The 22997-nt window shown below is 37.8% G+C and carries 21 protein-coding genes; 12 read left to right on the plus strand and 9 right to left on the minus strand.

Annotated features, from left to right (window positions below; all coding sequences use genetic code 11):
- Positions 1-13: 13 nt before the first annotated feature.
- The 4 genes from GO621_RS10430 (at position 14) to GO621_RS10445 (ending at position 2444) form a co-directional block, all read left to right on the plus strand.
- Entirely contained in the window at positions 14-244 is a 231-nt protein-coding gene (locus GO621_RS10430) for a hypothetical protein (RefSeq protein ID WP_157566746.1), read from the plus strand.
- Positions 219-680, plus strand: a complete 462-nt coding sequence (locus GO621_RS10435; RefSeq protein WP_157566748.1) for a type II toxin-antitoxin system VapC family toxin — start codon at positions 219-221, stop codon at positions 678-680. The genes GO621_RS10430 and GO621_RS10435 overlap by 26 nt, the downstream gene beginning before the upstream one ends.
- A gap of 155 nt (positions 681-835) precedes the next feature.
- The gene (locus GO621_RS10440; RefSeq protein WP_157566750.1) at positions 836-1456 is read left to right on the plus strand and encodes a YhcH/YjgK/YiaL family protein; all 621 of its coding nucleotides are present in this window, start codon (positions 836-838) and stop codon (positions 1454-1456) included.
- Between the two features lie 115 nt (positions 1457-1571).
- Positions 1572-2444 carry an aldose 1-epimerase family protein gene (locus GO621_RS10445; protein WP_157566752.1) on the plus strand — a complete coding sequence of 291 codons (873 nt, stop codon included), beginning with the start codon at positions 1572-1574 and terminating at the stop codon, positions 2442-2444.
- Positions 2445-2514: 70 nt separating this feature from the next.
- Here the strand turns inward: GO621_RS10445 and GO621_RS10450 are convergent, their stop codons facing one another.
- The gene (locus tag GO621_RS10450; RefSeq protein WP_157566754.1) at positions 2515-3474 is read right to left on the minus strand and encodes an MBL fold metallo-hydrolase; all 960 of its coding nucleotides are present in this window, start codon (positions 3472-3474) and stop codon (positions 2515-2517) included.
- Between the two features lie 188 nt (positions 3475-3662).
- On the opposite strand from GO621_RS10450, the gene GO621_RS10455 reads away from it, so the two are divergent.
- Positions 3663-3989 (plus strand): hypothetical protein, encoded by a 327-nt coding sequence (locus GO621_RS10455; protein ID WP_157566756.1) that lies wholly within the window; start codon positions 3663-3665, stop codon positions 3987-3989.
- Positions 3990-4089: 100 nt separating this feature from the next.
- Here the strand turns inward: GO621_RS10455 and GO621_RS10460 are convergent, their stop codons facing one another.
- The 3 genes from GO621_RS10460 to GO621_RS10470 all read right to left on the minus strand — a co-directional run bounded on the left by GO621_RS10460 (position 4090) and on the right by GO621_RS10470 (position 8978).
- The gene (locus GO621_RS10460; RefSeq protein WP_157566758.1) at positions 4090-4734 is read right to left on the minus strand and encodes a DUF4412 domain-containing protein; all 645 of its coding nucleotides are present in this window, start codon (positions 4732-4734) and stop codon (positions 4090-4092) included.
- 74 nt (positions 4735-4808) lie between these two features.
- On the minus strand, positions 4809-6929 hold the full coding sequence (locus tag GO621_RS10465; protein ID WP_157566759.1) for a ComEC/Rec2 family competence protein: 2121 nt from the start codon (positions 6927-6929) through the stop codon (positions 4809-4811).
- Between the two features lie 3 nt (positions 6930-6932).
- Positions 6933-8978 (minus strand): helix-hairpin-helix domain-containing protein, encoded by a 2046-nt coding sequence (locus GO621_RS10470; RefSeq protein WP_157566761.1) that lies wholly within the window; start codon positions 8976-8978, stop codon positions 6933-6935.
- 109 nt (positions 8979-9087) lie between these two features.
- Here GO621_RS10470 and GO621_RS10475 point away from each other — a divergent pair, with 109 nt between their 5' ends.
- Positions 9088-10131, plus strand: coding sequence for a metallophosphoesterase (locus tag GO621_RS10475; RefSeq protein WP_232335633.1), 1044 nt, complete (start codon positions 9088-9090; stop codon positions 10129-10131).
- Here the strand turns inward: GO621_RS10475 and GO621_RS10480 are convergent.
- Together GO621_RS10480 and GO621_RS10485 are read right to left on the minus strand one after the other, a co-directional pair.
- Positions 10128-11024 (minus strand): diacylglycerol/lipid kinase family protein, encoded by an 897-nt coding sequence (locus GO621_RS10480; RefSeq protein ID WP_157566763.1) that lies wholly within the window; start codon positions 11022-11024, stop codon positions 10128-10130. The genes GO621_RS10475 and GO621_RS10480 overlap by 4 nt on opposite strands.
- Positions 11021-11356, minus strand: coding sequence for a MerR family transcriptional regulator (locus tag GO621_RS10485; protein ID WP_157566765.1), 336 nt, complete (start codon positions 11354-11356; stop codon positions 11021-11023). Before GO621_RS10485 ends, GO621_RS10480 begins: the two co-directional genes overlap by 4 nt.
- Before the next feature lie 492 nt (positions 11357-11848).
- Between GO621_RS10485 and alaS the strand changes: the two genes are divergently transcribed.
- The gene (gene alaS, locus GO621_RS19060) at positions 11849-14824 is read left to right on the plus strand and encodes an alanine--tRNA ligase (protein ID WP_157566768.1); all 2976 of its coding nucleotides are present in this window, start codon (positions 11849-11851) and stop codon (positions 14822-14824) included.
- A gap of 69 nt (positions 14825-14893) precedes the next feature.
- Here the strand turns inward: alaS and GO621_RS10495 are convergent, their stop codons facing one another.
- Together GO621_RS10495 and GO621_RS10500 are read right to left on the minus strand one after the other, a co-directional pair.
- Entirely contained in the window at positions 14894-15514 is a 621-nt protein-coding gene (locus GO621_RS10495) for a hypothetical protein (protein ID WP_157566770.1), read from the minus strand.
- Between the two features lie 178 nt (positions 15515-15692).
- The gene (locus GO621_RS10500) at positions 15693-16811 is read right to left on the minus strand and encodes a fatty acid desaturase family protein (RefSeq protein ID WP_157566772.1); all 1119 of its coding nucleotides are present in this window, start codon (positions 16809-16811) and stop codon (positions 15693-15695) included.
- A gap of 233 nt (positions 16812-17044) precedes the next feature.
- Between GO621_RS10500 and gatB the strand changes: the two genes are divergently transcribed.
- The 5 genes from gatB (at position 17045) to GO621_RS10525 (ending at position 22330) form a co-directional block, all read left to right on the plus strand.
- Positions 17045-18508 carry an Asp-tRNA(Asn)/Glu-tRNA(Gln) amidotransferase subunit GatB gene (gatB, locus tag GO621_RS10505; RefSeq protein ID WP_157566773.1) on the plus strand — a complete coding sequence of 488 codons (1464 nt, stop codon included), beginning with the start codon at positions 17045-17047 and terminating at the stop codon, positions 18506-18508.
- A gap of 1 nt (position 18509) precedes the next feature.
- On the plus strand, positions 18510-19619 hold the full coding sequence (locus GO621_RS10510; protein ID WP_157566775.1) for a TlpA disulfide reductase family protein: 1110 nt from the start codon (positions 18510-18512) through the stop codon (positions 19617-19619).
- An 83-nt stretch (positions 19620-19702) separates the two neighbouring features.
- Entirely contained in the window at positions 19703-20392 is a 690-nt protein-coding gene (locus GO621_RS10515) for a response regulator transcription factor (RefSeq protein WP_157566777.1), read from the plus strand.
- 30 nt (positions 20393-20422) lie between these two features.
- Positions 20423-21142 (plus strand): RluA family pseudouridine synthase, encoded by a 720-nt coding sequence (locus GO621_RS10520; protein WP_157566779.1) that lies wholly within the window; start codon positions 20423-20425, stop codon positions 21140-21142.
- A 330-nt stretch (positions 21143-21472) separates the two neighbouring features.
- On the plus strand, positions 21473-22330 hold the full coding sequence (locus tag GO621_RS10525) for a sigma-70 family RNA polymerase sigma factor (RefSeq protein ID WP_157566781.1): 858 nt from the start codon (positions 21473-21475) through the stop codon (positions 22328-22330).
- A gap of 244 nt (positions 22331-22574) precedes the next feature.
- Here the strand turns inward: GO621_RS10525 and GO621_RS10530 are convergent, their stop codons facing one another.
- A complete protein-coding gene (locus GO621_RS10530) occupies positions 22575-22880 on the minus strand; it encodes a hypothetical protein (RefSeq protein WP_157566783.1) in 306 nt (101 codons plus the stop codon).
- Positions 22881-22997: the final 117 nt, after the last annotated feature.

The following is a 22997-nucleotide window of genomic DNA, read 5'->3' on the forward strand; positions in this document are numbered from 1 at the left end:
AGTAAATTTGGTTATGGTTGCAATTGCAGGAACTTATCAGGATGGTTATGTGAAATTAGACAGGGAATTTTCATCAACAGAACCTGTTAAAGTTATCGTGACGTTTTTAGAAGATATTGAAATATCTTCTGATAAAAGATTAACCTTATCTGATTTTTCTTTTGCTAAAAGTCAAAAGATTTTAGAAGAGTATAAAGGCTCTTTAAGTGATGAAGTGATTGAGGAAAGACGAAGTGAAGTGTGAAGTTTTTTTAGACACTTCTTCTTTAGTCAAACTTTATCATCGAGAAGACGATACAGCTATTGTAGAAACTATTTTTAAAGAATTTGCCGTAAAAACAGTTTTTCTTTCTGAGCTTACTAAAATTGAATTCACTTCTACTATCTGGAAAAAAGTACGGGTTCAGCAAATAGGTGAACTAACAGCAAAAGAAATTATAGTAAATTTTGAATCAGATATTTCGAAGTTCACCTTTATTCCTATACATACGGCAATTGTTGAACAAGCGAGAAATTTAATAAACAGATATGGAATAAATGGTTTAAGAACTTTAGATAGTTTACAATTATCTACTGCTATCTATCTTAAAAATCAAGCTAATTTATTTGTAACTTCTGATAAATTATTAAATTCCTTTTTTGTAAACGAATCATTACCGACCTATAACCCTCTTTTTTAAAATCAATTTTACAACTGCTTTTTTAGCCTTATTTTGTTACAAATTTCGGAAAAACCTTCCTTGGTTGTTGTAAAACAGTTTATACAAATAAGTATAATGCTTCTTTTACCACATCAATTTCTATATTTACCAAAACCAATTTCCCGATCTTCCTGATGAAACCATTATTTCCAAAAATAACGTTGGCACTGCTTGCTGTTTTTACCACTACTTTTTCTGCATCGGCACAATTAAACTCTGCTCAAAAATGGACAAAAGCCAATGCAGAAGTATGGTTTAAAAGCCGTGTTTGGGCAAACGGAATGAAACTGAATGTTTCTGAAACGGTAGATAAACAGGAATTTGCAAGGCAATATACCGCTAATAAACCTTATTGGGATAAAGCTTTTGCTTATTTTCGAGATACAGATTTACCAAATGTTCAGGTTGGAAAACAGGTTTTAGATAGCGGACATGTTTCTGTTGCAATTACAGAAAACCCAACGAAACCATTGGAAGAAACAAACTGGGAATCGCACGTTAAAAATATAGACGTACAATATGTAGCCGCAGGTGCAGAAAAAATGGGCGAGGTAAAAGTTCCGGATGCAAAGCTGATTGAACGGTATAATCCTGCAAAAGATGTAGCACATTACGAAGCAGAAGGCAAGTTTTACGAAGCCAGGCCAGGAACTATTTTTATATTTTTTCCGAATGATGCACATCGGGTAAATGTAAAAGTAGATGGTATTGAGAAAGACAAAAAGATTGTTATCAAAATCAGTGCTGCACCCTGATGCTTCTTTTAGCACCTAAAAATCTTCATCCTAAAATTTCTGTCGGAAACAAACCGGATAATTATTAGGTTTAAGAAAAATAATTTCAACATCAAATCAAATACCGAAACTGTTTATGATCTCGATAGAAAACGAATTTTTAACTGTATCTTTTCGTACCAAAGGGGCAGAAATGACCTCTTTTTTTAACAAAAAAACCAAGACCGAGCATTTATGGCAGGCTAATCCTGATGTTTGGCCTTGGTATGCACCTAATTTATTTCCAATTGTTGGAGGGTTGTTTAACAATGAACTGCATGTAAACGGACAAACTTACCACATGACACGCCATGGATTTACCAGAGAATCAGAATTTAAACTGGTTGACATTACGGAAACCCATGCAAAATTTTCACTGCCTTTTAGCGAAGCCACTTTAGCTGCTTATCCTTATCGTTTTGAATTTCAGGTGTTGTATGATTTGTTTGACCAGGATTTACGCGTTACTTACAAAGTAATTAATCAGGATGAGCAAACTGTTTATTTTTCTATGGGTGCGCACCCTGCTTTTCATATTCCGTTTAAAGAGGATGAAAAATATGAAGATTATTACCTGGAGTTTGAAACATCACAACCTTTATTAACGCACCTGCTTTCGGCAAACGGATTAATGAGCGGCGAACGAGAAGTTGTCCCGACAGAAGATCAAAAACTTTGGCTAACTAAACATTTATTTGATCGTGATGCACTGGTTTTTAAAAGTATCACTTCCAAAAAAGTAACTATCCGAAGTAAAAACCATGAACATAGCTTGTTAATTAGCTTTGATAATTTTAAGGACCTGGGTATTTGGGCAAAGCCGGGCGCCCCCTTTGTTTGTATAGAACCGTGGTTAGGTTATTCGGATACGGAAGGAGAAGTTAATGATATTCAGCAAAAAGCAGGTATCGAAAGCGTAGGGCACGGGCATGTTTACGAAGCTACGTTTACCATCTCTGTTAACAGTTAAACACTTATTTTAATCGATAAAAGAAGCATTCCTCTAAATTTAAATGCTTCTTTTACCGATGTTTTTTGGACTACTTTTTATAAACTCCCACCACAACTGCAAATGCAATTAATGCAGCAGCGCCAATTAAACTTGCGGTAATTACAGGATTATTTACAGCAGGCGGAACATATTTTACACCTTCTATATCGCTTTGTGCAGGTTCTTTTACATAGCGTCCATGTGCAGGAACAGCTTCTTCAGCAAAATTACGGCCTAAATGCTGTAAAGCATGCTTAAATTCTTTTCCAAACATTGGTTTACCGTGTCCGGTTGCTACAATTTGCGGATGCAGGCCGATTAATTTCCGTACAGATACACCAGCTGCTTTCCAGTCGCTGGTAAAATATTTTGGCGGGCCGGAAATAATTTTTTTCTGCGTCATAACTGATATTGCTGATTCTTGTACCGTAGTTACAAAAGCATCACCGGCAATTAAAACATGATCGCTTTCGCGGAACAAAGAAATATGGCCCGGCGCATGGCCAGGTGTATGTACAATCCGCCAGCCTGGTAGTCCGGGCGTTCCTTCTTCCGGAAAAGCATGAACTTTATCACGTAAATTAAGGGGTTTATTAGGGAACAACCACGAAGTTAAACTCATTAAACCACCACCAACAAATGGGTCTGCAGGTGGATAAGCAGAAAGGCCGGTTAAATAAGGAAGTTCAAGATAATGCGCATAGACAGGTACATCCCAGATTTTCAACAGATCCTGTAAACTGCCCCTATGGTCGAAATGGCCGTGCGTTAAAATAATGTTTTCTGGTTTTGTTCCCGTTCCGAATAATTCTTCGGCCATTTCTTTTATTTTATTTGCAGAATGCGGCAAACCGGCATCTACCAATACCCATTTTTTACTATCAGGGCTGCCAGAGGCAATCATGTAAATGTTTACAAATACAATTTTCATTCCCCAAACACCCGGGGCAACTTCAAAATAGCTGCTGCTTGTGTTTTTATTCTGATTGTTTACCTGTGTTTCGTCCATAATTATTAAAGTTTATCTGAGTTTAGAAACAAGAACGGGCACTTTAAGTTTTCGAAGTTTAATCAATATGAAAAGCATCAAAAAACGCTTATTATTTTTGGATGACTGATTTTATTTTTATTCAATCTAAAACAATTTATTTGCGTATAATATTTATTCAATTCACATATACCGTAAACAGTTTTATTATGAAAAAGAAAGTCTATTTATTATCAACCGCGTTAGTGCTTGCGTTTTCTACAACGCAATTAAGTGCAGCTACTGTAATTACCGAACCAATTGCAAAAGAAGTTAGCCTGACAGATGCACAAAAAGAAGCAAAACTTGAGGCTATAAAAGCGCGTGTTGAAGAGATCAAGGCAATGGATAAATCTCAACTAAGCAAAGAGCAAAAGCAAGAAGTAAAAGCTGAGTTAAAAACCATGAAAGCTCAGGCCAGGGCCTTAGGCGGAGGTATCTACTTATCAGTGGGTGCAATTATTATCATCATACTTGTTTTAATCCTTATTTTATAAGGAGCTAACTGGTTAACATAAAAACAAGAAAGCCCGGTGTAATTTACGCCAGGCTTTCTTGTTTAAACAGTAGTTTAATGCTCTTTATCTTCCGTTTCTATTAACCTTTGCCGCCACCTAAAGCTTTCAGGTCTTCAAAAGTAATTCTGTCGAAATCTGCCGGAATTGCAAAAGTTCCGGGTTTAACTTTTTCATCTGAGATAGATTTTAAGGTCACTTCAACAGGTTGTCCTCTTTGTATAGTGGTAAATTTTATAGGATAACCGCCCATATTGGTAAAAAATTTGGTTAAGTTATTAGATGGGGCAGTTATATCATTGGTAATCCAGGCATCAAACGTCGAACCGCTTTTGCTATCTTTAACTTTTACCTTTTTACACTTGTAACCAGAAATAGTTTGTGTTTCTGTAGTTGGAGTGGAAGTGAAAGAAGGTTCCTGGTCTTTCATTTGTTCCAAGTCTGCAGGTGTTGCTACAGCAGCTTTTTTCATGGAAGCCACAGGTACATCTATCAATACTACCATATAATTTCCTTTATCGTTAGATAATATACTAATGGTTGCAGGGCCTTGCTGCATTTTAGTAGCAGTAGAATCGTTTTTAAAATAAGTTTTGGACTCTGTTTGCTGGCCATTAGCGCTAACAGAATAAGTTATTACACCTTCAGTATAATTTTTTTGTGCATGGGCTGCAAAACAGATGGTGGTAAGCGCCAAACCCAAAGTTGCTTTTTTAATATTAATCATGTTTTTTATTTTTTTTTAAAGTAATCATTCTTTTTATAAAGATGCAAGCCTAATTTAATAAATTATTTGCGTGGTTAATTGTTAAAGTTAGACTGAAGTTGGAAGGATTTGTTACGTTTTAAAATTTTTATTTTTCGTCCGTCCGATGCTGCATCTTCTGTTAAATTTTTAATCTGGTAATCAGAGTTGCTGCCATCGATAATTAACAAGTCAAAAATAATATTTCCGGAAATCTGCGCTAAGTTTAAACGAGGGTTTCCGGTTATATACACTTCATCTACTTTTATTTTTTGTGGCAGCGTTTTGTTTTCAAATTTTTTATCCGCCACAAAAATTAAACGGTTTCCAAATTGTATTAAATTATTTTGCCTGCTAAAAACAGCATTCCTAAAGTTTTGCCCAGTTTGTAAAAGTTTAACCTGAACGCACTTACAACTATCTAAATAAGGTTGTACTGAGTATTGAAAGGTCTTGTCGGCCGGTTTTAAATCTGTTATCACCACAGCTTCATTGCCTTTTTTAAATATTAAGCCCGAATTTTTACGGAGGTTTAAAAAAACCATTTCATCCTGATTTGCGGCCTGATAGCGCTTATATGAAATACCTGCTAAAAAAAGTATGGTAAAAACAGCACCGGCTTTTAACCAAAGAGAATTGCGGTGGACCAGACAGGCGAAACCGGAGCAAATAATGGCATACAAAAGCAAATATTGGGGAACGGTGATCCAAAGTTTGTTCCAGTTGCCAAAAGGGATATTTTCTATCCGTGTTAAACCTTCGTTCATTAAAATAATGGTTTTTTCGAGTAAAAAGGCTATTAGTTTTGAAATATTAAAAACATCAGGAATTAACAGAAATGCAATTCCAAAATACATAATCAGCATAGAAGGCAGCACAATAAAAAGGTTACTGATGAGGAAATAAACCGGAAACTGATGGAAATAAAAAATGCTAACCGGAAAAGTAATGAGTTGTGCCGCTAAAGAAACAGAGATCAACGACCAAAGCTTTTGAGCAATAAAATGTTTAAAATGAAACCAGTCTTCTATTATCGGCTGTAAAATAATCAAACCAAAAACAGCTAAATAAGAAAGCTGAAAACCAACATCAGTAAGATAGAAAGGATTGTAAAGCAGCAGCATAAAAGCCGAAACCAGCAAAATATTAAGCATGCTGATATGGCGGTTATAGGTTTTCCCGGCGATAACAAACGTAATCATTACGGCAGCACGGCAAACGGCAGGCGAAAAACCGGTGATTAAAGCATATACCCAAATCAGCAGAACAGAGATCAGCGCTTTTAGTAAAACAGTGCTTCTTTTACGGTTTAAAAAACTTAGCAGCATGTTTAGAATGATGTAAACCAAAGCAACGTGCATGCCCGAAACGGAAAGCACGTGCATGGTCCCGGTTTTAGCATAAGCTTGCAAAACGTCCTGACTTAAATCTGCACGATAACCCAAAATTAAAGTGGAAGCAACCGCAATAGCATCCGGATTGTGCAGGTATTTCTTCAGTTTTAAAACTAGGTTTTTTCTGATTTTAAGTGCGTAAGCAATTATTGGATTGTCACGATTAGTAGTTAGTAATTGGTACTCGTTTGGGTTGATAAAAGTCTGAAAGTAAATGTTTTGATGTTGAAGCCACAACTTGTAATTAAATTCTGCGGGATTAAAAGGTGCATCAACAGGTTTAAAATTACTGTTGATAAGCAGTTCATCACCATAATTTAAATTGACAGGTTGATTTGGATCAATCTTTAAAGCAATTAGTAAACTTCCGCAAGCCGGAATAATTTTGCCATTAAAAGAAGTATGCGTAACAGAAGAATTAAAGTGGACAAGGTTTCCGGTTTGTTTAGGTTCCTGGATAATGCGGATGAGCAACGCATTAGATTTTTGTTTTGAAAAATGGTTTTGCTGGTTAATTTCTTTATTTCGCTCTGCAAATAAAATTCCTGCTAACAGCAATAAAATATGGACAAGAATTCCGCCAATCCAGGGTTTGCGGTAAATTTTTAATCGGGCATAACCAAAATTTAAAGTAGCAAAAAGCAAAGCAATTGCATAAATGCTGATGGTTAAGCAAAAAAACCAACTATCGAACGGAAAAATCACGCCTAAAAAAATACCCGATAAAAGAGGCATCAGCAGTTGTAAAAATGGGTTTTCGGGCATAAAAAAAGCGTTTTTCATCTTTTAAAACCGATAGCGTACTTGTATCCTGGCCTCAGATTTCTTGTTGCCTTCAATTACATCCAAACCAGAACCAACTGTTTTTTCTCCCCGGTACAAATAAGCGCTGTACCTAAACCAAACATCGATTGCTTTTTTGAAATTATACTGCGCATTAAAGTAGGTGCGAAAGCCGGTATGCTGCAAGGGCAAAACCGTGTAACTGTACAAAACATCGTTCTCAAAAGAGTAAACCCGGGAATCGTAACTGGCTGTATGAAACCAGGCCAAACGGCAATTGCCCGAAACCCTGCTGCTTTTAGGTTTATAAATTACATCCTGATAAGCCATAAAACCATATTCTGCTGCTGGTGCACCTTTTTGGTATTTTACAAGTTCTGCACGGTTTCTAAACGTGATATTTCTGGTAAAAGGATACGAAATATCCAGGTGCCAATCCTGGTAATTAACTTCATCCAAAGCTTTAATTTTTGCATTGTCGTTGTTTTGTTGCTTCTGTTTTAAGCGGTAATTGAGATAAGCAGACAGGCGGTTAGTTGGCGAGAAAGTTAATCTTCCTAAAAATTCATGTCCATAACTATTGGGTTGGCCCACCTGATATTTTAACCAGGGAAAACGGAAGAAATCAGCATAACCGGAAAAATTCCAGTAGTGTAAAAACTTCAGGTTTAAACCACTGTAAACACCTTTTTCATTTACCCCTTCTGTTGCTTCGGAAATGGCCTGATTGTAGAGCGAATGATAATTACGGCTGTAATTCCGGTAGAGCAAGACCACCGAAACCGTTGAAGACAAGGAGGTTAATAAACCATTTACAGTGGCAGCGCCGCCTCCCAAACCTTTAGCTGTTTCTCCGAAGAAATATAAATTATGGTAGCTGTAATCATAATAGAACGAAAGGTTATCTAATTCCTTTCCGGCGAACTGGAACTCGTTATAAGTGTTTCGTTTACGCTGCACCGGAAATTGAAAATTGGTATTGTAAGCTGTTGCACCTGCTTTAAAATTTCGGTTAGTATAGTTGAGGTTTAAGCCATAAGTTAATTGTTCTGCTGCATTTTTGTTAACTAATTCTGTGGGTGTGCGATGATAACCGGTTGTTCCGATAGAAGAAATATATTCAGGGTTTGCCGTGCTTTGAACGGTTGCATCAATTGGCTGATCTGAAACAAAAGGTGTAAATTCTACAGCTTTCCATTTAAACGTTGCTGCAACACCGCGGAAATAACTGACTTCATTGGTAGAAGAATAAGGCGTTAAACCGCGGCTAACTTTAGGCACCAAAGTAGCATCTGCATTTTTGCCAAATGCAAAACCGGTATATAAACCTAAACCCTGGCCAAACTGCAAAGAATAATCACCAATAACCAGGCGGTTTACAAAACCAAAATTTTTAAAAGAAAGGCTGGCCGAATAAAAATCAAAACCCATACTGTTTTTACCGGCAAAAAATGGTTCTCCCGCATCTTTTTCCATATTTAAAGCAAGTTGGATGCGGTTTTGAAAATTAAATTTATAACGTCCTAAAAGTTTCTGTGCATTTCCGGTATAATGCGAAAGCTTAGAATCTTTTGGAATGAGAAAACCTTTTTGGGCTTGTAATACTTGTCCATATCGAAAGATGAAATCTTGTTTGCCGTAACGAAAAACGTTTGTAAGGTTAACAGCATTAAAATCAAAATCCGGACTGATTGTTACAAAAGGCAATAGTTTTTGAATGGTTTGCAGGTCGAAAAGATTGATACTTTGAAGTTCGAGCAGGTTAATTAGTTTCCCGTTAGTATGGATATGTTCCTGCAAAGCCGTGATTTGCAGGACAGACAGAAACAAAAGGTCTTGCAGTTGTGTGGTAGTTGCTTTGTTAAGGTTAAGCGGGTGCAGGCGATAATTATTAAGCTGGCCAATCAATTCAGAATAGTCGTAATCGTCCGGCAGGTTTTCGGCAGCAGCTTCAATAATGGTTTCTATTTCGCGCTCATAAGAACTTTGGCCAAAAGCAGTTTTTGCAATACTTAGAAAGAAAAAAAGCAGTAAAAATTTGTACTGCATCAAGTTAAAATAGAATCATTTATACTGCTTTTATTTTAACTCAATAATATTAAAATTAATTAATAATTAAATTAAAACAGAAATAAATATTTATACCGATAAAAACAGCATGATGCCCGATTCCGTTTTTGAAGTGATATTGGTTGGAGATTCCGGTAACATTTCCCGTTACAAGCCCGATCCTGTTCTGAGTTTGTTAACTAAACACCTGGCTACGCCCAATCCTTCGGCAGTCATTTTTTTGGGTGATAATGTTTATCCGAACGGTTTACCAGAAAAAGGCGACCGGTTAAGGGCAGACGCAGAATTAGTGCTGCAAAAACACCATGAAGCAGTAAAAAATTATTCAGGAAAAGTGATTTTTATCTCTGGCAACCACGATTGGAACAAAGGCAAAGACGATGGTTTTGATTACGTTATCCGCCAGGAAAAATACATCGAAAAATTATTTGGCGGAGAAAACGTTTACCTGCCATCCAGAGGTTGCCCGGGGCCGAAAGAAGTTTCTGTAAATGATGAGCTGACTATAGTGGCCATCAATACCCAATGGTGGATCCAGCGTGGTTTCCGGCCAATAGGCGCAAAAGATGGTTGCAGCGCCGGTTCTGAAGCGGAGTTTTTTACCTTATTAGAAGAAATGATCAACAGAAATAAGAACAAAAAAGTGCTGGTGGTTGGCCATTATCCTGTTTACAGTTATTCGTTGCACGGCGGAAAATTTAAGTTTAAGCACCATTTGTTTCCGCTTACCATTTACCGTAAAAAGGCTTTTATGCCTTTGCCTGTTGTTGGTTCTTTGCTTCCTTTATACCGCAAATATATTGGCGCACCGGAGGACCTTTCGCATTTGCGTTTCCGCACATTGAAAAAGAAACTGAAAACTATTTTTGCAAATCATCCAAACCTGATCTATGCTGCCGGGCACGAGCATAATTTGCAGCATATTTATAAAAACCAGGTTAATTATATTATAAGTGGCGCAGCTTCCAAATCAACTTACGTCCGAAAAGGAAAATATGGCAAGTTTGCTTTAGCAGCAAAAGGTTTTTTTAAGCTGAAGTTTACATCAAACCAAAAAACAGTTGCCGAATCGTGGATTGTAGATGAATTTGATGAAAACGGAAAAATGGTTTATCAAGCCGAATTAGACTAAGAAACAGCCGGTAAAAGAAGCTTTAAAGCAAGCGGTGTAATGCTAATGTCGATATGTTTTACTTGGCCAATTACTTCGCCGTCAACCTGCAATACAACACCTCTTTTGGTGGTGATGTGTGCTTTTTTACAACTAATCACTTCAAAATACTCACTGGTTTGCAAATTACCGCGGAACATCTTCCAGGTAAGCGAAAATATTTTCATCCACGGAAAGAGTTTCACAATACATAATTCAAACCGACCGTCATCAATTTTACCGGTTGGGTTGATAACTGCGCCAGTGCCATATTTAGAAGCATTGGCAAAAGTGATGGAAACGGCCCTGCGCCTGATAGATTTACCATCGTAACGGATTTGGAAACTTTTGCTTCTGATCAAGAATATCTCGCGCCACAAATAACGGGCATAAGTGGAAAGTCCGCGCCTCGGGTCTTCCTCAAAACGTTTTACAATCCGCGCATTTAAACCAACATCGGCTAAGTGGACACAAGTAGAATTATTAATGGTCAGCAGGTCAACCGGCTTAATTTTATAATTTTCCAGTACATCGTAAGCTGCTGTAATTTGGTTTGGGATGGCTAATTCCCGTGCCATTCCGTTTGCCGATCCGCAAGGTAAAATCATCACAGGCAATTGGTAATCGGGTGCTATTTTTGCAACAATATTTAAGGTGCCATCGCCACCGGCAGCAATCAATAAATCAGGATGGTAATCTTTAATTTCTTTTCTGATGTTTCCTTCACAATCCTGGTTTTCCATTTCGTAAACCCGGAACTCAAACTCATACTGTTTGCTTTTTTGCTCCAATAACTCCGCGAACTGTTCGTGTGTTTTGCCACCAGCACGTGCATTGTAAATTACCAAAACAGATGAACCTGCAGGCAGCCTCATAATTGCTCTTTTACTTCCAGTAAAAATTTTTTCAGGTTTTCCAGCGCACTAATTACCTGCTGACTTTCTTTCGCTTCGCTGCCGTTCTGCTTTAAATAATCGCGCGCGCCCTGTAACGTAAAGCCGCGTTCGTTAATTAAGTTGAAGATGATTTTCAGGTTATCTACATCTTCCGGTGTAAAAAGCCGGTTTCCTTTTTTGTTTTTTTTAGGTTGAAGGATGTCAAATTCCTTCTCATAAAACCGGATCATCGATTGGTTTACATTAAACATAGCCGAAACCTCGCCCATGGTATAATACATTTTATTGATGTCTCTTTCTTTGTAAGGCATGGCGTAAAGTTAAGAGTTTGACGGGAAGATAAGAACATGCTTCTTTTACCGGGTAAAAATTAGTTACGTTCTTTTGTCTTGATACAAAAGAACCAAAAGATCAAGAATGCCCGATCGCCTCCGGGCGGCATTCAACCCACCGCGCCTAGGTGGTTACCTTGCAAAGGTCTCTTCAAAGCGACTATTTGGTTTTGTTTAATACTTCTTTTATCAACCTTTTTTTGAATTTGCAGAGCCGCTTGCAAAGTATGTGCCGAGGTGCGGAAAGGCCAGACAAAACGCCCGGAGGGATCGGGTTTGTCTTGATTTTTTGGTTCTTTTTGATCAAGCAAAAAGAACAAAAGAAAGGGCTAAAAGCCCGATTGGATAATTATGTAGCATAAAAGAAGCATGTGATTTAGAAGTTGAAATGACATTGCTTAGCTTCTCTAAAAAAAATTCAAAATCCTATCTTTGCCACATAATTTTTATACGATAAAAACAGCATTCCAAATGTTAACCGCTTCCCAGATACGCCAGCAATTTTTAGATTTTTTTGCATCGAAACAACATCAGATCGTTCCATCAGCGCCAATTGTGGTAAAGAACGACCCGACACTGATGTTCACCAATGCCGGAATGAACCAGTTTAAAAGCATTTTTTTAGGTGAAGAAACAGCAAAATTTCCAAGAGTTGCCGATACTCAGCGTTGTCTGCGTGTTTCCGGCAAGCACAACGATCTGGAGGAAGTTGGCATCGATACCTATCACCACACGATGTTCGAGATGTTAGGCAACTGGAGCTTCGGGGATTATTTTAAAAAAGAAGCGATAGCATGGAGCTGGGAATTGCTGACGGAAGTTTATAAAATAGACAAAGACCGGCTGTACGTAACTTATTTTGAAGGCGACGAAAAGGAAGGACTGGAAAAAGACCAGGAAGCCTACGATTTGTGGAAGCAGTTTTTGCCAGAAGATCACATCCTCCCCGGGAATAAAAAAGACAACTTTTGGGAAATGGGCGAAACTGGCCCTTGCGGACCATGTTCCGAAATTCATTATGATAACAGGAGCGAGGAAGAAAGAGGAGCGAGGAGCGGAGCGGAACTGGTTAATGCTGATGATCCGCAGGTAATTGAAATCTGGAACAATGTTTTTATGCAGTTTAACCGGTTAAAAGATGGTTCGCTGCAGCCGCTGCCCAACAAACATGTAGATACCGGAATGGGTTTCGAGCGTTTGGTGCGTGTTTTACAAGGTAAAAGTTCTAATTACGATACGGATGTTTTTCAGCCGCTGATTCAGTTTATTGCGGAGAAAAGCGGAAAAGCTTATGTTGGAAGCGCAGGTTCAAGTAGCGAAGGTTGGAACGAAGCTGTTGCGATGCGTGTAATGGCAGATCATATTCGTGCGATTAGTTTTGCAATTGCTGATGGACAATTGCCTTCCAATAACAAAGCTGGTTATGTTATCCGCCGGATTTTAAGAAGGGCGGTTCGTTACACTTATCAATACCTCAACTTTAAAGAACCTTTTTTAAATACTTTAGTACTTCTTTTAGCAGAACAGTTTAAAGATGTGTTTCCTAATTTGTATGAGCAGAAGGATTTTGTGCAGAAGGTTGTTTTAGAGGAGGAGGTTTCGTTTTTAAGAACTTTGGAGAATGGAATGCAAATCTTTGACCATACAATTATTGATAGGTGGGCAGAAGCTAATAATCAGATATTTGGAGTAAATAAAATTATACAAGATGCCATACAGACAAATCAAGGTATACAAAAGGTAATAGAAGCAAGTAATGCATTTCAAGCACTTGGAGTAATACAAGATTCGATGCAAGCAAGTAGGAAAATGCAAGAGATGTTTCAGGCAGGAAGAAAAATGCAAGATGCGTTACAAGCAAATACAAAAATTCAAAACGCAATAGATGCAGCTCAAAAATTAACGTCTGTATTTCAAAACAATTCTTTTTTAAAATTTCAAAACAGTCTAAGTCCATTTTTCGAAGCAGCAAGCAGATTAGAATCCAATCCGTTAAAAATTCCTGGCGATGTTGTATTTAAGCTACAAGATACTTATGGTTTTCCAAAAGATTTAACGGAATTGATGGCTCGTGAAACAGGTTCAACTATAGATACTACTGGTTATGAAAATGCCCTCCAAGAACAAAAAAACCGTTCCCGTGCAGCAACAGCCATCGATACCGGCGATTGGATCAGCCTAAAAGAAGATGATACCGTAGAATTTACCGGTTACACCGAAACAGAAACGATTGCGCATATCATCAAATATCGGAAAGTTAAAGCCAAAGGAAAAGAACAATTTCAATTGGTTTTAGATAAAACACCTTTTTATGCGGAAAGCGGCGGGCAGGTAGGAGATACAGGCGACCTGATTTTTCCGGATGGAGAAATTATCCCGGTTACGGATACCAAAAAAGAAAACGGATTAATCGTACATTTTGTAGATAAAATGCCGGAAGATCCTTCTGATATTGTTACGGCTTATGTTGACCCGGAAAGAAGGTTAAGCATCGAAAATAACCACTCGGCAACGCATTTGCTCCATGCTGCTTTGAAAGAAGTTTTGGGCAGCCATGTCAATCAAAAAGGTTCGCTGGTTAGTCCGGATTATTTACGTTTTGATTTTTCGCATTTTGCCAAAGTAAGCGATGAGGAAATTTCGAGCATTGAAGCTGTGGTCAATCGAAAGATTAGGGAAAATGTAGGTGTCATAATTCAAACCATGTCTTTTGCAGAAGCCTCACAAACTGGCGCAATGGCTTTGTTTGGAGAAAAATACGGGGATGTTGTCCGTGTGGTAACAATGGATGAAAAATTTTCTATTGAGCTTTGTGGTGGGACCCATGTGAAAGCAACCGGACAAATTGGTTTCTTCAAAATAGTTGCAGAAAGTGCAGTTGCAGCAGGTGTTCGCCGAATTGAAGCCATAACTAGCGTCAAATCCGAAGAATTTATCCATCAGCAAAATGAAGAAATTAAGGCGTTAAAAGAACTGCTGAAAAACCCGAAAGATTTAACCAAAAGCCTGGAACAATTGTTGGAAGAAAATGCTTCGCTCAAAAAAGAAGCAGAAAAAGCGGTTCTGGATAAGGTTTCTGCCATGAAAAAAGAACTGGCTGCCAGGCATGCTTCTTTTAACGGTATAAATTTTATCTCGGAAGAAGTTGATCTGCCAAATGCAGAAGCTGTAAAGAGTTTAGCTTATCAAACCAAAGATATTTTGACAAACCTGGTTTTAGTTTTAGGTGCCACTATCGAAGGAAAACCAAATTTAACGGTAATGATTTCCGAAAACTTAGTCAAAGAAAAAGGTTTGGATGCCCGTACATTTATCAAAGAACTGGCTAAAGAAATTCAGGGCGGCGGCGGCGGCCAGCCTTTTTACGCTACAGCAGGCGGTAAAAATGCTGCCGGATTAAAAACGGCTATCGAAAAAGCAAAGCTGTTTATTCACACCCAGGTATAAAAAATGCAGGCATAAAAAAAGCACGCTATTAACCAGCGTGCTTTTTTTATGCACTAAAATTTTTTTTTATTAATGATGGCCATGATCTTCATGTCCGCCGCCGCCATGCTGGTCGTTGCTTTGTTGATGGCCGCCATCAAATTGCCCATGTCCCATTTGGTTTGGTTGTCCACCCTGGTGATTCATATTATATGGCCGGTTCATGCCTCCACCATGGTTTACGTTACCATTATATCCAGGCCGGTTCATGTTACCATTTCCCGGACGGTTTCTGCCATTTCCAAAATGGTTTCCATTGTCCCTGTGTTCACGTAACATTGCTTGATGCGGGCCACTCCAGTTTTTATATCTTCCATAAGTAACACGGTCCCTCGAAAAATTTAAATAAGGTTTTGGGCGGTTAACCACTACTTTATAACCGGAATACAAATCGTAGCCGCGGTAACGCGGAGGCAGGCTATTAGCAAATATCCATCTGCCGCCATCCTGGTAAATATATTGTCCTGTTGATACATCGTAGTAAGACTCTATATCCGGCAGGTAATAATAATCCACATGGTTATAACCAGTTGGGCCCCAGGCTGGCTGACGGCCAATATTAATACTCAGGCTTAATTGTGCTTGTGCGCCGGCATGTAAAGAAAAAACAAGGGCAGTGCCTAATATTGTTCTTAAAATTACTTTTTTCATGATTTGTTTACGTTAGTATAATAGTTAAACGGGAATAGCAGTACAGGGTTTAGTTATTGTTCAGTAACAAATTATTGCTGCATTTTTAAAGCAGTCCATTGTTAATACTTAAATCCGCTGGAATTTTATTCTCGGATGTCTAACATAAACTCATCAATCAGAAAAACGTTTTGGCCGCTTACAATTCTCCCGTCACAAATAAGTTTTCTTCTTGTGCATTATTCTTCAAGAGCGTATAATGAGAGCGTAATGCTTTATATAATGAAAAAGCTTGATAGGGAAGATTGTAATTTTTAGCATATTTACGGATAATTGGGGTAATTGCCGGGTAATAAGTATGTGCAACTGTTGGAAACAAATGATGTGCAACATGATGGTTAAAACCACCAAACAGAAAATTAGCCAGTTTGCTTTCGGTACTAAAGTCTTGTGTTACTGTAATTTGGTACATAGACCAGGTAATGTCCATTTTTCCATCAGCAGGAGACATCGGAAAAACAGAATCTTCATTAACGTGTGTAGAAAGCAAAGCCATTACACCAAAAGCACTTGCTGATAAGTGCATCACCAGAAAAGCATACAGCACCATGTACCAAGGCTGTGCAAGTACCAGCATGGGCACAATTATCATGTAAAAAATATTAAACAGCTTTACGGCTACCAGCTTTGCTGCTTCGTATTTAGGAATGGTAACTACACGTTTTAGGTAATTATCACGAGTGCCGAAAATGTCTTTAAAATCCCGGACAAAAATCCAATTTAAACTGTAAAAAAAGTATAAAAACCACATGTAAATGTGCTGGTAACGATGTATGTTTAACCAGGTACTGCCCGGAAAAAGCCTTACCAAATCACTTTGTTTAATGTCTATATCCCAATTTTGCATATTTGGATAGGGATGGTGCAGCAACAGGTGCCGTTTCTTCCAGATAAAATTACTGCTGCCAAATAATTCGAGGATGTAAGTGAACCAGTTGTTATGTTTCCTCTTTTTAAAAATAGCACCATGGGCTGCATCATGGAAACCATTTAAAAAAACAAGGATCATGGTAAAACCCGTTAAAACATAAAACGCGAACAGCAAGGGTGTTTGGTTGCCAAAAATTAGGATACAACTGTAAAATAAAAAGTATAAAACAATTAAAGAGAGTGATTTGAAAACAATTAGCTGCTGAAGGCTTTTATTGGCAAGTACTTGTTCGTTTACTTCTTTTTGTAGAGTTCTTAGAAAATCGTCATTTCCGGCTTTCTTAAAAACCGGTTTATTAATGGTTGGATTATTCATCTTTTTGATCATAAATAAGCTTTAAGAATAAAACGGCTTAAATAAATCAGAAAAGTATCTGTTTTAACACGTATCGGATACAAAAATAAACTGCATTTTTTAGGTTTGGTTTACAGTTTCAATTTTTTTTGCAGAAATCTGATAATCGGTTTTACGTTGCTAAAGGCCAAAAAAAATGGTTTCGTGGTGTAATCCAAAATATTTAATAGTTTTACAGCTCTTATCAACAAGTACAAATATCCGTAATGACGATAGAATTAGACCAGGTACAAACCGGATATGAAGTGGTTATCGGCCTGGAAGTACACGCGCAATTAGCAACAGAAAGCAAAGCTTTTTGTTCAGATCCGGCAGCTTTTGGTGCAAAACCTAACCGGCATATTAGTCCGGTTTCATTAGGCCATCCCGGCACACTTCCTTTTATCAATAAAAAACATATTGAATTTGCCGCTAAGTTAGGTTTGGCAACGCATTGCCAGATCAGGCAATATAATTACTTCGACCGTAAAAATTATTTTTATGCCGATTTGCCCAAAGGTTACCAGATCACCCAAGATTCTGCAGCTATTTGTTATGATGGTTTTATCCGCATAAAAACAGCATCAGGTAATAAAGATATTCGGCTGAACCGTATTCACATGGAAGAAGATGCGGGCAAAAGCATACACGATCAGGACGACGAAAACACCTTAATTGATTTAAACCGTGCAGGCGTTCCGCTGCTGGAAATTGTATCAGAACCAGATTTGCGAAGCGGTGAAGAAGCAAATGCTTACCTTTCAGAAATCCGGCGCTTAGTCCGTTTTTTAGGGATTTGCGACGGGAATATGGAAGAAGGGAGTTTGCGTTGCGATGCCAATATTTCTGTCCGTAAAAAAGGCACAACAGGATATGGAACGCGTTGCGAAGTAAAAAACCTCAACTCCATTAAAAATGTACAAAAAGCAATTGAGTTTGAAGCAGCCAGACAGATAGAACTAATTGAAAAAGGTGAAAAAATTGAACAAAATACTTTAAACTTTGATGCTGATTCTGGTACAACTTCTGTTTTAAGGAGCAAAGAAATGGCAAACGATTACCGCTATTTCCCCGAGCCAGATTTGCCGCCCATTATTTTAAGTGAAGCTTATATTGAAGAAATCAGGAAAATCTTGCCTGCTTTACCGGAAGAACTTTACGAAAAATACACGCAGCAATTAGGCTTAAGCGAGTATGAAGCCAATGTAATTACGGCTGACTACGAACTGGTGCAGTATTTTGAAGAACTGATTAAAGAAACCGCCAACTATAAAGCTGCTGCACACTGGCTGATGGGCAGTATTAAATCCTATTTAAATACACATACTGTTTTTATCGGTAGTTTTTTGGTAAGGCCGAAAACCATTGCCGAAATGATTGCTATGATTGATGCCGGCAAAATTAGTCATACCATTGCTGCGCAACAGCTTTTTCATGAATTGATCCGTCATCCGGAAAAAACAGCAACAGAAACGGCAACTGCTTTAAACCTGTTTATTGATAAAAATGAAGAAAAACTGGATTTGATTATCGATCAGGTTTTGCAATTGCATCCGCAGAAAGTATCTGAATATAAAAAAGGTAAAAAAGGCATTATTGGCATGTTTATGGGCGAAGTAATGAAGCTTTCTAAAGGAAAAATAGACCCGAAAGCAGCAAACCGTGTACTTGCCGAAAAATTAGAAAAATAAGATGAAGAAATTAATGGTTCCTGCACTTTTTGCTGTTGCGGCTTTAACTTCCTGCAAGGATAAAAATACGTTTAAAATTGAAGGCAAAATTGAGCATCCGGCACAACAAAAAGTGTATTTGCTGGAGGCAGATTCTACCAATGTGCGTGTAATTGATTCTACCCAGTTAAGCGAACAAAACGAGTTTGTATTTAAAAAATCTGCTCCTTTTGCTAACTTGTACAAGATTAAAAACGGCGACCAGGAGTTCGATTTGATTGCCGAAAACGGGAACGGCATCAGCTTTAAAACCGATTTGGCCGATCCTGCTCATAATTATACAACCAGTGGTTCAGAAGATTCTGAAAAAATCAGAGAGTACAATAGGATCAGCAATATTTATAGTGCTAAAAACAGCAAGCTGGCTAACGAATACCAGGAAGCAGCGGCGGCAAAAGGCGCAAACCAGGATTCTGTTTTAAAAAAATACCTGCCACAGTTTGAACAGAACATGGCTTCTTTATCAAACGAAATCTTAAAATTTGTTAATGAAAATAAAAATTCGCTTGCCAGTTTTTATGCTGCTATGTCGCTCGATCAGATGAAATACGAAAAAGAACTGGTTGCCTACGCGGATGAGCTAAAGGGGAAATTTCCGGGAAATCAGGCGGTAATGCAGTTTGAAAAACACATGGAACTGGTAAAACCTGTTTCGGTTGGACATCAGGCACCAGATTTTTCTATTCCTGGCATCGACGGAAAACCCGTTAAATTAGCTGATTACAAAGGAAAATATGTAATGCTTGATTTCTGGGCTTCCTGGTGCGCACCATGCCGCAAAGAAAACCCGAACGTGGTAAAGTTGTACCAGCAATATCATCCAAAAGGATTAAATATTGTGGGTATTTCTTTGGATGAAGACAAAAATGCCTGGCAAAAAGCCGTCAACGACGATCATTTAACCTGGACACATGGCGGTGAATTAAAAAATTTTAACGGGCCAACAGTAGCCAGCTATCAGGTGCAGGCCATTCCGTCTAACTTTATTTTAGATCCTTCCGGCAAAATTATTGCTAAAAATATTACCGGAAATGATCTGGCTGTTTTTTTTGCAAAAATTTTTGGCAGGTAAAAGAAGCATTCTTCATAATTACTTAATAGAAATTTAACACCAGGATCCTTTTTTAGCCGCTACATTTACATAAAATTAAGAAAATGAGTAATTCCAAACAAAAGATCCTGATTGTTGACGATGAACCGGATATTTTGGAGCTGATTGAATACAACCTGAACAAAGAAGGTTACCAGGTTTTTGTAGCGCATAACGGACAGGAAGCCGTAGTAGAAGCAAAAAAAGTATTGCCCGACCTGATTATTTTAGATGTAATGATGCCAAAAATGGACGGCATTGAAGCTTGCCGCATTATGCGCACTATGCCGGAGTTTAAAACAACTTTTATGGTGTTTTTAACAGCAAGGAGCGAAGAATACTCAGAAATTGCAGGTTTTAATGTTGGTGCCGATGATTACATTGCCAAACCTATTAAGCCGCGTGCTTTGGTTAGCCGTATCAATGCTATTTTAAGAAGGAACCAGCCTTCGGATGAAACACCAGACAATAAACTGGAAATTGGCGATTTGGTAATTGACCGGGAAGCATTTATGGTTTTTCAGGGCGGAGAAAAAGTAGTACTCGCCAAAAAAGAATTCGAACTGCTTTATTTGCTTGCTTCAAAACCTGGTAAAGTTTATACACGCGAATCTATTTTAAAAAATATTTGGGAAGATTCTGTTGTGGTAACCAATCGGACTATTGATGTACACATCAGGAAAATACGGGAAAAACTTGGCGAAAAATATGTTTCTACAGTAAAAGGAGTAGGTTACAAATTTGAGTTGCTGTAAAACGCCGTAAATCTGCGATATTTGCCGCAGATGAAAATTCCTAAATTTCAGGACCTGGTCCTGTTTGAAAATGATGATGTAATTGTTGTAAACAAGCCACCTTTTTTAAGCTCGTTGGATGAAAGGGAAGGAGGCGATATCAATTTGCTCCGTTTAGCAAAAAATTACTGGGCAGATGCACAAATTTGCCACAGGTTAGATAAAGAAACTTCAGGCGCATTAATAATCGCCAAAAACCCCGAAGCCTACCGCTCTGTTTCTATGCAGTTTGAAAAAAGGCAGGTAAAAAAAGTATATCACGCCATAATTGATGGAACGCACGTTTTTGAAAACCTATTGATTGATTTACCAATCTTAAATGTAGGAAAAGGCAATGTTACCATTAGCAGGCAGGAAGGCAAACGCGCCGAAACCTGGTTTAATTCCCTTCGTTATTTTAAACATTATACATTGGTAGAATGCCGGCCGGTAACAGGGCGAATGCACCAGATCCGCATCCATTTAGCAACACAACGGGCTTCGATTGCTGGTGATGAAATGTATAAAGGAAAACCTGTATTTCTATCAGAACTAAAAAGAAATTACCGGTTAAGCAAGGAGCAGGAGGAACTGCCAATTATGAAACGTTTTGCCTTGCATGCCTTCGAAATCAGCTTTAAAATTAATCCTGAAGAAGAAATTACAGTACAAGCCCCTTATCCTAAAGATTTTGAAACATTGCTAAAACTGCTGGAAAAGTTTGACCAGTAAAATAATCCTGATTGGATGATACAAGTTTAACATACTTCTTTTATCAGCATAAAATTCGCATGTAACCTCTCTATTTATAATGACGTAAAGGTGACTGACCCAAAGCTTTTTCAGAAAATATAATGTATAGGTACAACGTTTAAATGGTGTACTAAAAAAAATACATAATATATTCTATTTGTCAAATAATGTTTAGAAATGAAAACATTATTGGGCAAGTATCGTTAGTCAGAAGAAAGAATGGTATCTTTGCAACTTTATTTTTAAAGTTTTAACCCTACCGTTAATTTTTTTAAAGCTAACATTCTGTTAAGCTAAGTTTTATAAATTATGAGACAACTCAAAATATCACAGTCTATTACCAACCGCGAATCACAATCGCTGGATAAATATCTTACAGAGATCGGAAAGGTAGATCTCATCACTGCCCAGGAAGAAGTTATTCTTACCCAAAAAATAAGAGAAGGGGACCAGGCTGCTTTAGAACGTTTAACTAAAGCAAATTTACGATTTGTAGTTTCTGTAGCCAAACAATATCAAAACCAAGGGCTTACATTAGGCGATTTAATTAATGAAGGAAACCTGGGTTTAATAAAAGCAGCCAAACGTTTTGATGAAACCAAAGGCTTTAAATTTATTTCTTATGCTGTTTGGTGGATCCGTCAATCTATTTTATCTGCTGTTGCAGAACAGTCACGTATTGTACGTTTGCCTTTAAACCAGGTTGGTTCTTTAAGCAAGATAAGGAAAGCCTATTCCCGTTTGGAACAGGAATTTGAACGTGAGCCAACACCGGCAGAATTAGCTGTTGATCTGGAAACAACAGAAGAAAGGATTGCAGATTCTTTAAACAATTCCGGCCGTCATGTTTCTATGGATGCGCCTTTTGTTCAGGGAGAAGAAAATACCTTGCTGGATGTTTTACAACATGGCGACCCTGCAACAGATAACAGCATGATCCAGGAATCACTTTCTATGGAAGTAATGCGTTCGCTTTCCTCTTTACCAGAACGCGACAGAGAAGTAATCATTTTATTCTTTGGTTTAGGATCAGGGACACCGCAATCTTTAGAAGAAATTGGTGAGCGTTTTATGATTACCAGAGAACGCGTTCGCCAGTTAAAAGATAAAGCATTACAACGTTTAAGGCATACCTCACGTAACAACGTTTTGGAATCTTATCTGTAATAAATTTAACACATACTGTTTTTATCAGCATAAAATAAGAAGCCAATGGCAGAACAGGAAAAAAAAGCAGGCTCAAAAATTGTCGGCATTGGTATTGTTTTATTAATACTTCTTGTTCTGGCACTAATTATTATATGGGTAACCAGGTAATCCCGGAATTTTAAAGTACAATTTCTAAAAATGCCCTTATCTTTTGGTAAGGGCATTTTTTATAGATTAAAATTTTATGCCGATAAAAGAAGCATTACAAAGCATCTTTAACATCGTTTAAATCAATTCGGCCAGCATTTGGTTTTAAAATTTTACTTAGGTTGTAATGGAATTTGCCCTCGTAACTTTCAGCTTTAATCAAACCCTGATCGTATAAATTTTTCAGGATTTTTTCTGCTTCAGCATCGGTAATCTTTTCATCCGTATTTGCTTGTTTTAGTTTGATAACTACCTCTTCTGCAGTTGCTTCTCCTAATTGTCCTAAAGCAAAAATTACCTTTTGTTCTGCCGCGTCCTGTTCATTGTAACAGTACGGCACATGTATCGGTTCGAAGGTCATAGATCGTTTTTTCCAATAAACCTGTTAACTGTATTATTGTTCTGCTGCAAACTCCTATATTTTACCCTGGTAAAAGAAGCATCAATACTTTTATTAAGCAAGTCGGCATCTGCAAAA

The organism is Mucilaginibacter arboris, assembly GCF_009754915.1.
In the GTDB taxonomy this organism is placed as follows: Bacteria; Bacteroidota; Bacteroidia; order Sphingobacteriales; family Sphingobacteriaceae; genus Mucilaginibacter_A; species Mucilaginibacter_A arboris.

What these genes read in the sequence shown, in the direction of transcription:
- GO621_RS10430 (WP_157566746.1), top strand. Translation starts at nt 14, where the DNA reads ATGGTTGCAATTGCAGGAACTTATCAGGATGGTTATGTGAAATTAGAC.
- GO621_RS10440 (WP_157566750.1), top strand. Translation starts at nt 836, where the DNA reads ATGAAACCATTATTTCCAAAAATAACGTTGGCACTGCTTGCTGTTTTT.
- GO621_RS10445 (WP_157566752.1), top strand. Translation starts at nt 1,572, where the DNA reads ATGATCTCGATAGAAAACGAATTTTTAACTGTATCTTTTCGTACCAAA.
- GO621_RS10450 (WP_157566754.1), bottom strand. Translation starts at nt 3,474, where the DNA reads ATGGACGAAACACAGGTAAACAATCAGAATAAAAACACAAGCAGCAGC.
- GO621_RS10455 (WP_157566756.1), top strand. Translation starts at nt 3,663, where the DNA reads ATGAAAAAGAAAGTCTATTTATTATCAACCGCGTTAGTGCTTGCGTTT.
- GO621_RS10460 (WP_157566758.1), bottom strand. Translation starts at nt 4,734, where the DNA reads ATGATTAATATTAAAAAAGCAACTTTGGGTTTGGCGCTTACCACCATC.
- GO621_RS10465 (WP_157566759.1), bottom strand. Translation starts at nt 6,929, where the DNA reads ATGAAAAACGCTTTTTTTATGCCCGAAAACCCATTTTTACAACTGCTG.
- GO621_RS10470 (WP_157566761.1), bottom strand. Translation starts at nt 8,978, where the DNA reads ATGCAGTACAAATTTTTACTGCTTTTTTTCTTTCTAAGTATTGCAAAA.
- GO621_RS10475 (WP_232335633.1), top strand. Translation starts at nt 9,088, where the DNA reads ATGATGCCCGATTCCGTTTTTGAAGTGATATTGGTTGGAGATTCCGGT.
- GO621_RS10480 (WP_157566763.1), bottom strand. Translation starts at nt 11,024, where the DNA reads ATGAGGCTGCCTGCAGGTTCATCTGTTTTGGTAATTTACAATGCACGT.
- GO621_RS10485 (WP_157566765.1), bottom strand. Translation starts at nt 11,356, where the DNA reads ATGCCTTACAAAGAAAGAGACATCAATAAAATGTATTATACCATGGGC.
- alaS (WP_157566768.1), top strand. Translation starts at nt 11,849, where the DNA reads ATGTTAACCGCTTCCCAGATACGCCAGCAATTTTTAGATTTTTTTGCA.
- GO621_RS10495 (WP_157566770.1), bottom strand. Translation starts at nt 15,514, where the DNA reads ATGAAAAAAGTAATTTTAAGAACAATATTAGGCACTGCCCTTGTTTTT.
- GO621_RS10500 (WP_157566772.1), bottom strand. Translation starts at nt 16,811, where the DNA reads ATGATCAAAAAGATGAATAATCCAACCATTAATAAACCGGTTTTTAAG.
- gatB (WP_157566773.1), top strand. Translation starts at nt 17,045, where the DNA reads ATGACGATAGAATTAGACCAGGTACAAACCGGATATGAAGTGGTTATC.
- GO621_RS10510 (WP_157566775.1), top strand. Translation starts at nt 18,510, where the DNA reads ATGAAGAAATTAATGGTTCCTGCACTTTTTGCTGTTGCGGCTTTAACT.
- GO621_RS10515 (WP_157566777.1), top strand. Translation starts at nt 19,703, where the DNA reads ATGAGTAATTCCAAACAAAAGATCCTGATTGTTGACGATGAACCGGAT.
- GO621_RS10520 (WP_157566779.1), top strand. Translation starts at nt 20,423, where the DNA reads ATGAAAATTCCTAAATTTCAGGACCTGGTCCTGTTTGAAAATGATGAT.
- GO621_RS10525 (WP_157566781.1), top strand. Translation starts at nt 21,473, where the DNA reads ATGAGACAACTCAAAATATCACAGTCTATTACCAACCGCGAATCACAA.
- GO621_RS10530 (WP_157566783.1), bottom strand. Translation starts at nt 22,880, where the DNA reads ATGACCTTCGAACCGATACATGTGCCGTACTGTTACAATGAACAGGAC.